Origin of the sequence: uncultured Corynebacterium sp. (assembly GCF_937999985.1) — a bacterium.
Classification (GTDB): Bacteria; Actinomycetota; Actinomycetes; order Mycobacteriales; family Mycobacteriaceae; genus Corynebacterium.
In genome coordinates this window covers 1-14,231 of sequence record NZ_CALLDG010000133.1, presented here as the reverse complement: position 1 = coordinate 14,231, position 14,231 = coordinate 1, and the positions used below count along the sequence as shown (strand labels likewise).

The following is a 14,231-nucleotide window of genomic DNA, read 5'->3' as shown; positions in this document are numbered from 1 at the left end:
AGCTAAACAGGGAGGCATCGCCGTCGAAGGCGCCGTCGAAGGATTTTCCGTAGGGGTCCATCAGTAGCTTGGAGGGATCGCAGCGCAGGCCACGCGCGGGGTCCCACGGGCCGTCGACTCGGTAGCCATAGCGCTGGCCGGGGACGATGCCGGGGAGGTAACAGTGCCAGATGTCAGCGTCGACCTCCTCCATCTTCACCCGGGTCTCCGCACCCTGGCTGTCGAAGAGACAGAGCTCGACCGATTCCGCAACCTCTGTAAATAGGGCAAAGTTGGTGCCGTTGCCGTCGAAAGTGGCGCCAAGGGGGTAGGGCTTTCCAGGCCACCCGATCATAGGTTCGCCGGGCGCACGCAATCCACTTTTATCTGACAGTCCGAAAGTCATGGGCTCCATTCTAACGGCTAAAACCGCGCAGTATTGTTTCTACTCCCAGCACTACTTCCTGACGTGCGCGAGCCTCGGAATGCGCGCCTTGTACCTGTTCTTGTTCCTGCTCTTGTTTGCCCGTTGGTGCCCCCAAATTCATGGCGACGCTTTGGCGTGCCTGGAGTTCCAGCACAGAACCGAAAACAAAGCGCAGGAGGAGCTTCGCGCCGTCCAACGCGCTGCAGGCACCCTCGTGGCTAAGCTCTGCATCCAGCTCTGCACTGAGCTCTTCGGCTAAGTCCCGGTCAAGCGTCCCGCTGGCCACCGCTGCCAGCGTGATGTCGGCACCATCGCGCAGGGAGGTGAGGGCGTCAAAAAGAAAAGAACAATAATCCGTCGCACTTCCGGGGCGGGCAGGTACCGCAGTGAGAATTGACTCGGCAATACCTCCCAAAAGCGCCTGCTTGTTGGGGAAATGCCAGTACAGGGCACCAGGGGCAACGTCGAGGGCGCGGGCGAGCCGCCGCATCGTGAGGTCGGCCAGGCCGTACTGCTGCAGGATGTCGACTGCGGTACTCACGATTTTCTTGCGGTTTAACTGCACGGTGTCCAAGGGTAGTGGACTACATTGCCGTAGGGTGAGCGACATGAAGATTCGGAAGACATGCCTAGCCGCCTTGTGCACCCTGCCCCTCGCACTCACGGCGTGCGGATCCGACGACGGAGAAAACAGCGGCGAGTCGAGTCCAGCGCACGAAGCTAGCCAGGCCGACCAAGCTGACCACGCTGAAGAAGCGATGCCCGAAGGGCCGGTTTATGAAACCCCGGCTAGCGACGAAGACAAGCAGCAGATCGTCGACCTGCTGCACGGGCTGAGCAACGGTGCCCGCCCCATGGACGAGTACCTGCACTGGACCATCGACAACACCTGCCGAGCCGACATCGAGCAGCAGGGCGGCGAGGAAGCGGCGCGCGAACAGGCCGATGCCTCCGCCGGGCAGGGCAACTTCGACGAGCAGCCAGGCCGCACCCCGAATATCACCGACATTCAGGAAGTGATGGCCGAGGGCGACAACGCACACGCCACGGTCACCATCTCCGAGGCCGAGCGCGAGGACTCCAACCGCATGTATTTCAAGCGCGAGGACGAGAAGTGGAAGTTCTGTCACGCCGTGGGCATGCCAGAAACCGCGGAAACCCAGGATGGCGAGTAGGTCTAGCGAATTGAGCAGAACTTTTAAGATCCCCCGCCCGATCGGGGAGGCGGCGCAGGTCCTCTTTATTACCCTGGTGAGTTTCCTGCTGCTGGGAGTGCTGTGGGGTGTGATCCACCCGACCTCCGAGCTAGTGGTGGCCGCCGGCGGCGGTGCGGACATCGCGCCGGGAACCGAGGATGCCTCGTTCCGCGGGTTTACCTACTACGTGGCGCTGACGGCGCTGGGTGGCATCGCGGTGGCGCTGTGGGCGTTTCGCACGCGCATGCGGGGGCTGCTGATGATGCTGTGGACCACCCTTGCTGTGCTGTGGGGCGCCGTGGCGGCCTGGGCAGTGGGCGTCAGCGTGGCCGAAAGGCTGCACGCCGACCCGCTCCCGGAGCACCCGCAGGCGGGAGATGTCTTCCACATTCTTGACGCCGCGGGCCCCTCGGTAGGGATGGTCGTGGCTCCGGCGCTGGCGTTGATTGTCTACTGGATGGCGGCGACTTTCGCCGACCCGGAGGACTTTGAGGATTAGGTAGAAAAGTGCTGCTAGGGACTAAAGTGGGGGAATGCTAAACAAAACCATAGAGAGTATCACTCGCGTGGATGGCCTCTGGACCATGCCGGACAGCATCTCCACCGACGAGTGGGCCGCGGAAGTCCGCCGGCTGAAGGAAGAAAAGAATGCGCTGATCCTGGCGCATAACTACCAGCTGCCGGAGATCCAGGACATTGCCGACCACACTGGCGATTCCCTCGCGCTGTCGCGCATCGCGGCGGAGACGGACGCCGACGTGATCGTCTTCTGCGGCGTGCACTTTATGGCCGAGACGGCGAAGATCCTGTCGCCGGAAAAGACTGTTCTTATTCCTGACGCCAATGCGGGGTGCTCCCTGGCCGATTCCCTTAGCGCCGACGAGCTGCGCGAGTGGAAGGCCGAGCACCCGGGGGCCGTGGTGGTCAGCTACGTGAATACTACCGCCGATGTGAAGGCGCTGACGGACATCTGCTGCACCAGCTCCAACGCGGTGGACGTGGTTGCCAGCTTGCCGGAGGACCAAGAGGTGCTGTTCGGCCCCGACCAGTTCCTCGGCGCGCACGTGCGCCGCGAGACCGGGCGGGACAACATCCACGTCTGGGCGGGCGAGTGCCACGTGCACGCCGGCATCTCCGGCCAGGAGCTGAGCCAGCAGGCGCACGACAACCCGACTGCGGACCTGTTTATCCACCCGGAGTGCGGCTGCGCCAACTCCGCCATCTACCTGGCGGGCGAGGGCATCGTGGAGCCGGAGCGGGTGAAGATGCTCTCCACCGGCGACATGATCTCGCAGGCCAAGTCCACCAACCAGTCCACCGTGCTGGTCGCCACCGAGGTCGGGATGCTGCACCAGCTGCGCCAGGCCAACCCCGAGGTAGATTTCCGCGCCGTGAACGACCGGGCGGCCTGCACGTACATGAAGATGATCACTCCGGCGGCCCTGCTGCGCTGCCTGGCGCTGGGCGAGGACGAGGTGACGGTGGACGAAGAGACCGCCGCAGCGGCCCGCCGTTCCGTGGAGCGCATGATCGCCATCGGCAACCCGGGAAGCGGGGAGTAGGCGTGGAACAGCAAGCAGTGGAACTTCCCTACCCGGCACAGCTGACCGATCCCACCCGCATCCGCGCAGCATATCTGCGCATGGCGAAGGTCGCGTTGGAGGAGGACTTCGGCGACGGCGCGGACGTCAGCACTCTGGCGACCGTGCCCGCCGACGCCACTGGTGCAAAGGTTATGCGCGCCCGCCAGGCCGGCGTGATCAGCGGGCTGGATGCGCTGTCCATCGTCGTAGAGGTCGCCGACGAGCGGCACGTGGAGCTCGTCCCGCTGGTCGCCGACGGTGACCGCGTGGAGGTCGGGGCCGAGATTGCCCGGGTGGAGGGCAAAATCCAGCACATTCTCATGCTCGAGCGCACTCTGCTGAACATCCTGAGCCACGCCTCCGGCATCGCTACGCAGACCCGCGCATGGGTCGATGCGGTCGAGGCCACGGCCACCAGCCCGCGTGGCTGCAAAGTCCGCGATTCCCGCAAGACCCTGCCCGGCATGCGCATGCTGGAAAAGCGCGCGATCGTCCACGGTGGTGGGTACCCGCACCGCTACAACCTGGGTGACCAGGTGATGGTCAAGGACAACCACGTGGAGCTCTCGAGCGCCGCTGAGGCGTACGCGCGGGTGCGGGATTTCTTGGGGGAGGACGCCACCACGTGGGTAGAGGTCGAGGTGGATACCCTGGACCAACTCTCCGACCTGCTGGCGGAGGGCAAGGCTCACCCGCCGCAGGTGCTGCTGGATAACTTCACGGTGGAGGACACGCGTAAGGCCGTGGAGCTGCGCGACGAGTTGGCCCCGCAGGTGCTGCTGGAATCCTCCGGCGGGCTCACTCTGGACGTCGCCGGGGACTACGCCGCCGCGGGCGTGGAGTCCGTGGCCGTGGGCGGGCTGACTCACAGCGTGCGGGCGCTGGACATCGGCCTGGACTAGAGTTCTTGGCCGCTTAGGATTCCCAGCGTTCCAGCGCCGCGCGTCGGCGCTCGTCGAGTTCTGCGGCTATGTCCGCGTAGCCCAGCTCCGTGGCTGCGACCAAGGCCATGGAGTAGCCGCCGATGGTGCGTTCGTCGTCGGCGCTGAACTCCGACCACTCCGCCACCAGGCGCGCATTCGCCAGGGCTTCATCAAAAAGCCCGCAGTTCAAAGCTGCTTCCGCCAGGGTGTAGCGCAGGTTCAGGATGGCGGGGGACAGGGGGCACCCCTCCGTGGCGGCCAGCTCCGCGCTGGCGAGCTCCCAGGCCTCGCCCTCGCGCCCCTCGCCGAGCAGGGCCATCGCCGCCAGGCCCGCGCACTGCAGGGCGATCACTTCCGCGTCCAGCTTCCCGGCCAGGCGCGCGCACTCCTTCCAATGATCCGCCACGGCGGCCAGGGAGGAATCATCGCTGACACTTTCGGTGGCGCGGAACATTTCGAAGTGCGCCAGCATGTCGTGCGCCTCGTAGAGGGAAACTATCTGCGCGTCTGTATTGCCGCCCAGCAGAGAATCCTCCTCCAGCCGGTCAATCAGCGCCGTCACCCGGTCGTAGGCCTCCTCGCGCCGCCCGCGGAACCAGGCCTCCTGGGCGAACCACAGCTGCCGGTCGGCCGTGCTCGGGGGCTTCGAGCCGAACCTCCGCACGAGTTGGGCAAAGGTGTCGGCGAAGTCGAAGGCTGTGGCGTCATTATCAGCGCCCCCATCGGCGTCATCGGAAGAATCAGAAAGATTCGTGGCCACCGCAAAGCCCGTCGTGGCGGCCGAGGTCAACCGCGCGGCGATCGACCTGGGCAGGTCGCGGTGGGTGATGTGCGGAGCTTCGGCGAGGGTGGGGGAATCCGGATCCAGGCGAAAGTCCGCGAAGCCCTGCGCCAGCTGCGCCAACATCTCGCGCGGCGAATGTAGCTCGGCCAAGGTGCTGGGGCGCTCCTCCAGAGTCAGCGACTGGTGCGCCAGCAGCGCCAAAGCCTCCAGCGCCAGCGCGTGATCGTCATTACTGCGCGCCCACGCCCGCAGATCTCGCAAGGCGGCGATGGCCTCGTCGGCGAAACCCAGGTGATCCGCGGCGCTGGCCCGCATGCTGTAGAACTCGCCCACCAGCTCGTCCGGCACCTCGTCGGGAGTGGCCAGCCAGTACTGCCGAGCGAAGTCGCTGGCCAGGCGCCAACTAGTCGCGGCGGAAGCACCCGATTGGGCGGCGACGCGGCTGTCCCGGAGCAGTGAATGGAGTGTCTGGGCCATGGCGTAAACTCTAGCCCAGTACATAACCGCACATAATTATTCAGTATTAATCAGTAAGGAAGCTGCGTACACGATGACTAGCGCCCAGCTGGACTTTAGCCGGATCGATCTGCGGGGACAGGCCCCGACTACCGCTGAGCTGCGCCATCGGCTGCCGCGCGGGGGAACGGACGTGGACTCGGTGATCCCCACCGTCGCACCGATCGTCGACCAGGTGCGCGAGGGCGGGGCACGCGCGGCGCTGGAGATTGGGCAGCGCTTCGATGGCGTGACCCCGGATTCGGTGCGGGTTCCTGCAGAGGTTATTGACGCCGCCGTGGGGACTTTGGCCGACGATGTGATCGCAGCACTCGAAGAGGCCATCAAGCGGGTGCGTGCATTCCACTCCGCCATCCGACCTGAAGACAATCAGGTGGAGGTCGCACCGGGCGGCATTGTGACCGAGCGTTTCATCCCCGTCCAGCGCGTGGGTCTATACGCGCCGGGCGGCAACGCGGTGTACCCGTCGAGCGTGATCATGAACGTCGTGCCGGCCCAGGAGGCTGGGGTGGAGTCCCTCGTGGTGGCCTCCCCGCCGCAGGAGGGTGGCTGGCCGCACCCGACCGTGCTGGCTGCCTGCAAACTGTTGGGCGTGGATGAGGTCTGGGCCGTCGGTGGTGCGCAGGCCGTGGCGCTGCTCGCGCACGGCTCCACCGCGGACGGCGGCGAGGAGCTGGAGCCGGTGGATATGGTGACCGGCCCGGGCAACATCTTCGTCACCGCCGCCAAGCGGCTGTGCCGCTCTGTGGTGGGTATCGACTCCGAGGCCGGGCCGACCGAGATCGCTGTGCTGGCCGACGAGAGCGCCAACGCGGTGGAGATCGCCTACGACCTGATTAGTCAGGCAGAGCACGACACGATGGCGGCCTCTGTGCTGATCACGGACAGTGTGAAGCTGGCCGACGAGGTGGTGGCGGAGATGAACGAGCGCTATCACATCACCGAAAACTCCGAGCGCGTCGCCGAGGCCCTCAACGGACAGCAGTCCGGCGTGGTGTTGGTGGACGGCATCGCTGCGGGCATCCGCGCGGCGAACGCCTACGGCGCCGAGCACCTGGAGATCCACACTGAGGATTCCCACGCGGTTGCAGCGCAGATCACCAACGCCGGGGCGATCTTCATTGGCCGCTTCAGCCCCGTACCGCTGGGCGACTACGCCGCGGGCTCCAACCACGTGCTGCCGACCTCCGGCACGGCGCGGCACTCCTCGGGACTTTCCACGCTGACTTTCCTGAAGTCCGTGCACGTCATCGACTACAACGAGGAAGGCCTGCGGGGCGTGGCCGACACGGTGATCACCCTGTCTAAGTCCGAGGGGCTGCCCGCGCACGGCGAAGCCATCAGTGCACGTACAAACACAGCACGCACCAACACCGCAAACACCAACGGAACGGAGGCCTAGACCATGGTCGAGCAGAACAACCAGATCTCCCTGGCCGACCTGCCGCTGCGCGAAGAGCTGCGCGGCAAGTCCGCCTACGGAGCCCCACAGCTTTCCGTAGCCAACCAGCTCAACACCAACGAAAACCCCTATCCGCCGTCGCCGGAGATTGTCGAGGGCATCGCCCGCCGCGTGGCGGAGCTGGGCAAGCAGCTGAACCGCTATCCCGACCGCGACGCAGTGGGGCTGCGCGAGGCCCTAGCGGCGTACGTGAGCCAGCAGACGGGTGTGGGCGTCACTAAAGAACAGGTATGGGCAGCCAACGGTTCCAACGAGGTATTGCAGCAGCTCCTGCAGGCATTTGGTGGCCCCGGGCGCAGCGCGATGGGCTTTGTGCCGAGCTACTCCATGCACCCGATCCTGGCGGCAGGCACACAAACGGATTTCATTTCGGTCGAACGCCGCGCCGAGAACCGCTTCGACATCGACGTCGACGAGGCAGTTGCCGCCATCGACGAGAGCCAGCCGAACGTTATCTTCATTACGACGCCCAACAACCCCACCGGCAACAGCACGCCGCTGGCCGACATCGAGCGGATCCTGCAGGCAGCTCCCGGCATCGTGATTGTGGACGAGGCCTACGCGGAGTTCTCCGACGAGCCAAGTGCGGTGGGGCTGCTGGAGCAGTACCCGACCAAGCTGGTGGTCTCCCGCACTATGTCCAAGGCCTTCGACTTCGCCGGTGGCCGGCTGGGCTACTTCGTGGCTCACCCGGCGTTTATCGAGGCCGTGATGCTGGTGCGCCTGCCATATCATCTGGCGACCCTGTCGCAGGCGGCGGCGGAGGTGGCGCTGGAGCACTCCGCAGCCACGCTGCAGACGGTGGAGAAGCTGCGCCAGGAGCGCGACCGGGTGGTTGCCCGACTGCGCGAGCTGGGCTACGACGTGATCGACTCGCACTCGAACTTCGTGTTCTTCGGCGGCTTTGAACACGTCGGCGATTCGGCCACGGTGTGGCAGCGCTTCCTGGACCAGGAGGTGCTGATTCGCGACGTCGGCGTGGCCGGCTGGCTGCGCGCGACCGTTGGGCTGCCGGAGGAAAACGATGCGTTCCTTGCCGCCGCCGCCAAGATGATGGACGATTAGACACATTAGACAGACGTTTCAAGAGCTTTTAGAGAATGGGACCAGAGATCCCAGAGAGACCAGAGAGGTAGGTGCAAAGCCACCGTGGCCACGAACCCCACCCCGCGCATCGGGAAGGCCCAGCGCGCCACCAAAGAATCAGACATCCAGGTCGAGTGGAACCTGGACGGCACCGGCAAGACCGACATCGACACAGGCGTGCCGTTCTTCGACCACATGCTGACCGCCCTCGGCGCACACGGCTCCTTCGACCTGAAGGTGCACGCCCGCGGTGATGTGGAGATCGACGCGCACCACACCGTCGAGGACACCGCCATCGTCATGGGGCAGGCCCTGGCGCAGGCGCTGGGCGACAAGGCGGGGATCCGCCGCTTCGGCGATGCTTTCATCCCGATGGACGAGACGCTGGCGCACGCCGCCGTGGACGTATCGGGTCGCCCGTACTACGTGGGCGTGGGGGAGCCGGAGCAGATGCTCAGCGCGGTGATCGGAGGGCACTACGCCACCGTCATCAACCAGCACTTCTTCGAGACTCTGGCGCTGAACTCGCGCATTGCCCTGCACGTGCGCTGCCTGTACGGCCGCGACCCGCACCACATCACCGAGGCAGAATTCAAGGCCGTGGCCCGCGCGCTGCGCGCCGCGGTGGAGGACGACCCGCGCGTGGGCGGGGTTCCGTCGACCAAGGGAACTCTGTAATGGCGCGCCCGAAGGCGCTGACCATTGAAGAACTAGAAAAGATCGATTCCGTGTGGAAGGCCCCCGGCCTTATTGCCACACTGGTGTCGGTCTTCTGTGCGTTCGGTGGCTGGGCGCTACTCCTGCCGGTCATCCCCCTGGCCGTGATCGATGGGGGCGGAACCGATAGCGTGGCGGGCCTGTCCACGGGCGTGTTCATGGCCGCTACCGTTCTGACGCAGGCTTTCACCCCTCGCCTGCTGCGCGCCGTGGGCTATGCGCCCGTGATGCTGGGCGCCGCGCTGTTGCTGGGCTTCCCAGCGTTGGTGTACGTGGCCGACATGTCCGCGGTGACGGTGCTGGCCATCGCCGCCGTGCGTGGCGTGGGCTTCGGTGCGGTGACGGTGACGGAGGCCGCGCTGATCGCGGAGCTGGTGCCACCGCGCCTGGTGGGACGCTCGTCAGGCGTGTTCGGTGCGACGGTGGGCGTGACGCAGCTGATTAGCTTCCCGCTGGGCATGTGGCTCTACGGCAGCTTCGGCCTGGCCGGAGTGTGCTTGGCCGCGGCGCTGTACTCGGCGGTGGGTGCCCTGGCTGCGCTGCAGTTGCCGAAGGTCGAGCGCGAGAACTCGCCCGGTGTGGCCGCCGATATTCCCGACAACGCAACCTCGCAGACGGACTACACGCCGGAGGCTCCGCGCGTAGCCACGTGGAAGCTGGCTACCGTGCCGGGGCTTTCCATCGGCGCGGCTGCCGTGGGCTTCGCCGGGTTCAGCACGTTCCTGGCGCCCGCCGCCGGCGAGATCGACGCGGCAGTGGCCGCCACTATCTCCGGCCTGGCGCTGAGCGTAGTGGGCCTGATGCAGATCGGGTCCCGCCTGTTCAGCGGTTGGTACGCCGACCGCGTGGGCGAGCCGGGGCGCCTGAACGCGCTGGGTCTCGTGCTGTGCGTGGTGGGCTTGGCCTCCGCAGCCATCATGCTGGCCGTGCACCCCACGGGCGGGCTGTTGCTGCTCTGGTCACTGCTGTCGGCTGCGTTCTTCGGCGCGGGTTTCGGCATCAACCAGACCGAGGCGCTATTGATGCTCTTTGACCGCCTGCCCAGAGCCGAGTCCGCCAAGGCCTCGGCGCTGTGGAACATGACCTTCGACGGCGGCACCGGCGTGGGCGCGATCCTGCTGGGCTTTGTGGCCGGTGCGCTCACCTACCAGGGGGCCTTCATTACCGCCGGGGTGGTCGCCGCGTTCGGCTTTGTGGTGGCTATCCTCGACCGGATTGTGGGGCGTCACCGCGTCGCCGAGTACGGCAATGTGCGCGAAACATTGCGTCGAGTGCGACGGCGTGAACTGCGCCCAGGTAAGTCCGGCTAGGATAACCAATTATGAATTCTTCTCTTTCTTCTCGACGCCCACATGTCGCCCTCCTGGACTACGGCAGCGGAAACGTACGCTCCGCCCAGCGAGCGGTTGAAAGAGCGGGTGCCGAGGTTGAGGTGACCCGCGACCCGGAGACGGTACAGCGGGCCGACGGGCTGCTGGTGCCGGGCGTGGGCGCCTACAGCGCGTGCATGCAGCAGCTGCACAGCGTGTACGGGGACCGTCTGATCGGCCAGCGACTGGCGGGCGGGCGTCCGGTGCTGGGCATCTGCGTGGGCATGCAGATTCTCTTCGCCCGGGGAGTGGAGTTCGCGGAAGGCACGGAAGAAGGTGCCTTCACGGAGGGCATGGGCGAGTGGCCCGGCACCGTGGAGAAACTGGATGCCGACGTGCTGCCGCACATGGGGTGGAACACCGTGGAGGTCGGTGATGGCTCGTCGGCTAGCGCGCTGGGCAAGCCCGCTGCCGAACCGACGAAGATGTTCGCCGGGATCAAGGAGTCCGAGCGTTTCTACTTCGTCCACTCCTATGGTGTGCAGGAGTGGGAACTGCTAACCGATGGGCGCACCGAGCCGCCGCTGGTGCACTGGGCGACCCACGGCCGCAGCCGCTTCGTCGCAGCCGTGGAAAATGGTCCGCTATGGGCTACACAGTTCCACCCAGAGAAGTCCGGCGAGGCAGGGCTTAAGCTGCTGCAGAATTGGGTGAACACGCTCTAGCTCTAGAAATAGCACTAGTTTTCTTTGATTTAATCTTCGCCGGCCTCGATACACGTTAGGATTCTCCCTATGGCTTCTACTGATAATTCCCGTGCCCTGACCCTGCTTCCCGCCGTCGACGTAGCCGACGGCCAGGCCGTCCGCCTAGTACAGGGCGCGGCGGGCACGGAAACCAGCTACGGAGCACCGATCGAGGCCGCCCTGGCCTGGCAGAACGCGGGCGCGGAGTGGATCCACCTGGTGGACCTCGACGCAGCCTTCGGCCGGGGCAGCAACTTCGAACTGCTCAAGGAGGTCACCGGCCAGCTGGACGTGAACGTGGAGCTATCCGGCGGCATCCGCGACGACGAGTCGCTGGAGCGCGCCCTGTCCACCGGCTGCCGCCGCGTAAACATCGGCACCGCAGCGTTGGAGGACCCGGACTGGTGCGAGTCCGTTATCTCCCGTTACGGCGACAAGGTAGCCATCGGCCTGGATACCCGGGAGATCGATGGCGAATGGCGCCTGCGCGGCCGCGGCTGGACGTCTGACGGCGGCGAGCTGTGGGAGGTGCTGGAGCGCCTGGATTCCCAGGGCGTTTCCCGCCTGGTGGTTACCGACGTCAGCCGTGACGGCATGCTGAACGGCCCGAACATCGATCTGCTGCGTGAGGTGGCGGCTGCCACCGACGCGCCGGTTGTGGCCTCCGGCGGAATCTCCAGCCTGGACGACATCCGCGCGTTGGCTGCCGTGGTACACGAGGGCGTGGACTCCGCGATCGTGGGCAAGGCACTATACGCGGGCAAGTTCACCCTGGAGGAGGCCCTGGAAGCGGCCCAGGAAGCGGCCCAGGAAGTGGCAAGGGGGAGCGACAGCTAATGACAGCTTTCCACGGACTGTCACCGGAGGAACTGGATACCCGCTCGTTGCTGGCCATCGCCGAGGCGGCGGTGGACGAAGCCGAGACGACGTTTACCGCTGCCGTCGGCGCGGAGCCGGAGGTCATCAAGTCTCCCGGCGACTTCGCCACCGAGGCGGACTTAAGCGTCGAGCGCCAGCTGCGCACGCTGCTGACGCAATACACCGGCCTGCCCGTGCACGGCGAGGAGTTCGGCACGGTGCGCCCCGGCGAGATCCCGGGAGAGAACATCACCGAGCCGAACCCCAACGACGCGATGGCGGACGGCCTGGACGGCCCGCGCCGTAAGTCTCTCGAAGCCGGGGACCAGGAACTGCCGGAAACCTTCTGGGTGGTGGACCCCATCGACGGCACCGCCAACTACGCGGTGGGCAATCCTTTTGCCTGCATCCTGGTTTCCCTGGTGCACCAGGGGCAGACCATGGTCTCCGTCACCGAGATGCCGCTGCTGGGCAAGCGCATCACCGCCCGCCGGGGCGAGGGGCTGCTGGTGGACGGCCACCCGGCCCGCGCCATGCCGCCATCGGATCCAGGCGTAACCCAAATCAGCTTCGGTTCCATCCTGTCGCAGCGACGCGGTAACCTGCCGATTTCTTACCGCCAGGACATGCTGAACGAGATCGGCAAGTCCTACCCGCGCATGCGCGTCACCGGCTCGGTGGGAATCGACCTGGCTTTCACCGCCGCCGGGGTGTTCGGCGGCACTGTCACCTTCAGCCCCAACCTGTGGGACAACGCGGCGGGAATCCTCGCCGTGGAGGAAAACGGTGGCATTGCCACCGACTTCGCTGGTAACCCGTGGCGTCCCGGCGTTTCCGGCCTGGTCGCAGGCGAGCCAGAGGTGCACGCCACCCTCCTGCAGCACATTCAGGCTGTGCCGATCGGCACCGCCGCCCGCAACGCCCAGGAGATTCGCGACCGAGGAGGCATCCGATGAGCGTTACCGTGCGCGTTATCCCGTGCCTGGACGTGGACAACGGCCGCGTTGTCAAGGGCGTGAACTTCGAGGGCCTGCGCGACGCTGGCGACCCCGTGGAGCTGGCCAAGCGCTACGACGCGCTGGGCGCCGACGAGCTGACCTTCCTGGACGTATCCGCCTCCAAGGACGGCCGCGGCACCATGCTGGACGTCGTGCGTCACACCGCCGACCAGGTGTTCATCCCGCTGACTGTCGGCGGGGGAGTGCGCAGCGAGGAGGACGTGGACGCCCTGCTGCGCGCCGGTGCGGACAAAGTCAGCGTCAATTCCTCGGCAGTCGCCCGCCCCGAGCTGCTGCGCGAGCTATCCCAGCGTTTCGGCGCGCAATGCATCGTCCTGTCCGTGGACGCGCGCCGCGTAAAGGATCCCGCGGAGGCGGACAAGTACCCCTCCGGCTTTGAGGTCACCACCCACGGCGGCACCAAGTCCGCCGGGCTAGATGCCATCGAGTGGGCTCGCAAGGGCGAGGAGCTGGGCGTGGGGGAGATTCTGCTGAACTCCATGGACGGGGACGGCACCAAGGCCGGCTTCGACATCGAGATGCTGCAGGCCGTGCGCAAGGCCGTCTCCATCCCCGTCATCGCCTCTGGTGGCGCGGGCGCCCCGGAGCACTTCCCGCCCGCCGTGGAGGCAGGCGCGGATGCCGTGCTGGCGGCCTCCATCTTCCACTTCGGCGAGGTGGAGATCCGCGAGGTCAAGCAGGCCCTGGCCGATGCGGGTTACGAGGTACGACTGTGAGCGCAACAAACTCCAAGACAGGCCCCAACACAGACCCGGCAACCTACGAGCTAGACCCCGCCATCGCCGAGCGCGTCCGCTTCAACGCTGACGGCTTAGTCCCCGCCATCGTCCAAGACATCACCAACGGCGACGTACTGATGATGGCGTGGATGAACGACCACGCCCTGGCCCACACCCTGGCCACCAAGAAGGGCACCTACTGGTCCCGGTCCCGCCAGTCCTATTGGATTAAAGGCGAGACCAGCGGCCACACACAGCGCGTCGAGGAAGTGCGTCTGGATTGCGACGGCGACACGGTGCTGCTGAAGATTGAGCAGACTGGCGCGGCCTGCCACACCGGCGACCGCACTTGTTTTGACGCCGACCGCTTGGCCTAACATGTCAGACATGGGTGACAACACTTCCAGTAAGTCCATCGGCGACCTGACAAGCCTTGAGACTTTCCGCGAGCTTGCGGCAAAGCACCGCGTGGTGCCCGTGGTTCGCAAGGTGCTCGCCGACGGAGAGACCGCCCTGTCCGCCTACCGGAAGCTCGCCGACGGCCGGCCCGGCACGTTCCTGCTGGAATCGGCGGCGCACGGCCAGTCGTGGGATCGCTACTCCTTCATCGGCACCGGAGCCCGCTGCGCCCTGACAGCCAAGGACAGTGTGGACGGCGGCGCGGCACGCTGGATCGGCCAGCCTCCGGTGGATATTCCCGCAGGCACCGACCCGCTGGATGCAATCCGCAACACGTTGGCACACCTGCAGACCGCCCCGATGCCGGGGTTGCCGCCGCTGACTAGCGGCCTGGTGGGCTACATGGGCTACGACATGATCCGCTACATCGAGAATGTGCCGGACACCTGCACCGACGACCTGAACATTCCCGACATGGTGCAGCTGCTGGTGGAGGACATGGCCGTC

15 protein-coding genes and 2 pseudogenes are annotated in these 14,231 nt (G+C 66.0%); 14 read left to right on the top strand and 3 right to left on the bottom strand.

Going from position 1 to position 14,231, the window contains the following annotated elements; genetic code table 11:
- Together Q0331_RS06375 and Q0331_RS06370 are read right to left on the bottom strand one after the other, a co-directional pair.
- Positions 1-385, bottom strand: a pseudogene (locus Q0331_RS06375) (glycogen debranching enzyme); the annotation flags it as partial.
- A 10-nt stretch (positions 386-395) separates the two neighbouring features.
- Complete coding sequence (locus tag Q0331_RS06370; RefSeq protein WP_298075602.1) at positions 396-947, bottom strand: TetR family transcriptional regulator; 552 nt, start codon at positions 945-947, stop codon at positions 396-398.
- A gap of 67 nt (positions 948-1,014) precedes the next feature.
- On the opposite strand from Q0331_RS06370, the gene Q0331_RS06365 reads away from it, so the two are divergent.
- The 4 genes from Q0331_RS06365 to nadC are packed head-to-tail and all read left to right on the top strand — an operon-like array spanning position 1,015 to position 4,087.
- The gene (locus tag Q0331_RS06365; RefSeq protein WP_298075601.1) at positions 1,015-1,581 is read left to right on the top strand and encodes a hypothetical protein; all 567 of its coding nucleotides are present in this window, start codon (positions 1,015-1,017) and stop codon (positions 1,579-1,581) included.
- Positions 1,582-1,591: 10 nt separating this feature from the next.
- Positions 1,592-2,101 carry a hypothetical protein gene (locus Q0331_RS06360; protein ID WP_298075600.1) on the top strand — a complete coding sequence of 170 codons (510 nt, stop codon included), beginning with the start codon at positions 1,592-1,594 and terminating at the stop codon, positions 2,099-2,101.
- Positions 2,102-2,135: 34 nt separating this feature from the next.
- Entirely contained in the window at positions 2,136-3,164 is a 1,029-nt protein-coding gene (gene nadA / locus Q0331_RS06355; RefSeq protein ID WP_255721312.1) for a quinolinate synthase NadA, read from the top strand.
- Positions 3,165-3,166: 2 nt separating this feature from the next.
- Positions 3,167-4,087: a carboxylating nicotinate-nucleotide diphosphorylase gene (nadC, locus tag Q0331_RS06350; RefSeq protein WP_298075599.1), complete on the top strand. Its 921-nt coding sequence runs from the start codon at positions 3,167-3,169 to the stop codon at positions 4,085-4,087.
- Positions 4,088-4,100: 13 nt separating this feature from the next.
- On the opposite strand, the gene Q0331_RS06345 is transcribed toward nadC, so the two are convergent.
- Complete coding sequence (locus tag Q0331_RS06345) at positions 4,101-5,369, bottom strand: hypothetical protein (RefSeq protein WP_298075598.1); 1,269 nt, start codon at positions 5,367-5,369, stop codon at positions 4,101-4,103.
- Positions 5,370-5,442: 73 nt separating this feature from the next.
- Between Q0331_RS06345 and hisD the strand changes: the two genes are divergently transcribed.
- The 10 genes and pseudogenes from hisD to Q0331_RS06295 form a co-directional block, all read left to right on the top strand.
- Positions 5,443-6,810, top strand: coding sequence for a histidinol dehydrogenase (hisD, locus tag Q0331_RS06340; RefSeq protein WP_298075597.1), 1,368 nt, complete (start codon positions 5,443-5,445; stop codon positions 6,808-6,810).
- Between the two features lie 3 nt (positions 6,811-6,813).
- Positions 6,814-7,935 (top strand): histidinol-phosphate transaminase, encoded by a 1,122-nt coding sequence (locus tag Q0331_RS06335; protein WP_298075596.1) that lies wholly within the window; start codon positions 6,814-6,816, stop codon positions 7,933-7,935.
- Between the two features lie 84 nt (positions 7,936-8,019).
- Positions 8,020-8,634, top strand: coding sequence for an imidazoleglycerol-phosphate dehydratase HisB (gene hisB / locus Q0331_RS06330; RefSeq protein ID WP_005295849.1), 615 nt, complete (start codon positions 8,020-8,022; stop codon positions 8,632-8,634).
- Complete coding sequence (locus tag Q0331_RS06325; RefSeq protein ID WP_298075595.1) at positions 8,634-9,983, top strand: MFS transporter; 1,350 nt, start codon at positions 8,634-8,636, stop codon at positions 9,981-9,983. The genes hisB and Q0331_RS06325 overlap by 1 nt, the downstream gene beginning before the upstream one ends.
- Before the next feature lie 11 nt (positions 9,984-9,994).
- Complete coding sequence (gene hisH / locus Q0331_RS06320; RefSeq protein ID WP_298075594.1) at positions 9,995-10,708, top strand: imidazole glycerol phosphate synthase subunit HisH; 714 nt, start codon at positions 9,995-9,997, stop codon at positions 10,706-10,708.
- A gap of 69 nt (positions 10,709-10,777) precedes the next feature.
- A complete protein-coding gene (gene priA / locus Q0331_RS06315; RefSeq protein ID WP_298075593.1) occupies positions 10,778-11,566 on the top strand; it encodes a bifunctional 1-(5-phosphoribosyl)-5-((5-phosphoribosylamino)methylideneamino)imidazole-4-carboxamide isomerase/phosphoribosylanthranilate isomerase PriA in 789 nt (262 codons plus the stop codon).
- Positions 11,566-12,543, top strand: a complete 978-nt coding sequence (locus tag Q0331_RS06310; protein ID WP_298075592.1) for an inositol monophosphatase — start codon at positions 11,566-11,568, stop codon at positions 12,541-12,543. The genes priA and Q0331_RS06310 overlap by 1 nt, the downstream gene beginning before the upstream one ends.
- Entirely contained in the window at positions 12,540-13,322 is a 783-nt protein-coding gene (gene hisF / locus Q0331_RS06305) for an imidazole glycerol phosphate synthase subunit HisF (protein WP_070489063.1), read from the top strand. The genes Q0331_RS06310 and hisF overlap by 4 nt, the downstream gene beginning before the upstream one ends.
- Complete coding sequence (gene hisI, locus Q0331_RS06300; protein ID WP_298075591.1) at positions 13,319-13,702, top strand: phosphoribosyl-AMP cyclohydrolase; 384 nt, start codon at positions 13,319-13,321, stop codon at positions 13,700-13,702. The genes hisF and hisI overlap by 4 nt, the downstream gene beginning before the upstream one ends.
- A 1-nt stretch (position 13,703) precedes the next feature.
- A pseudogene (locus Q0331_RS06295) lies at positions 13,704-14,231 on the top strand (anthranilate synthase component I); the annotation flags it as partial.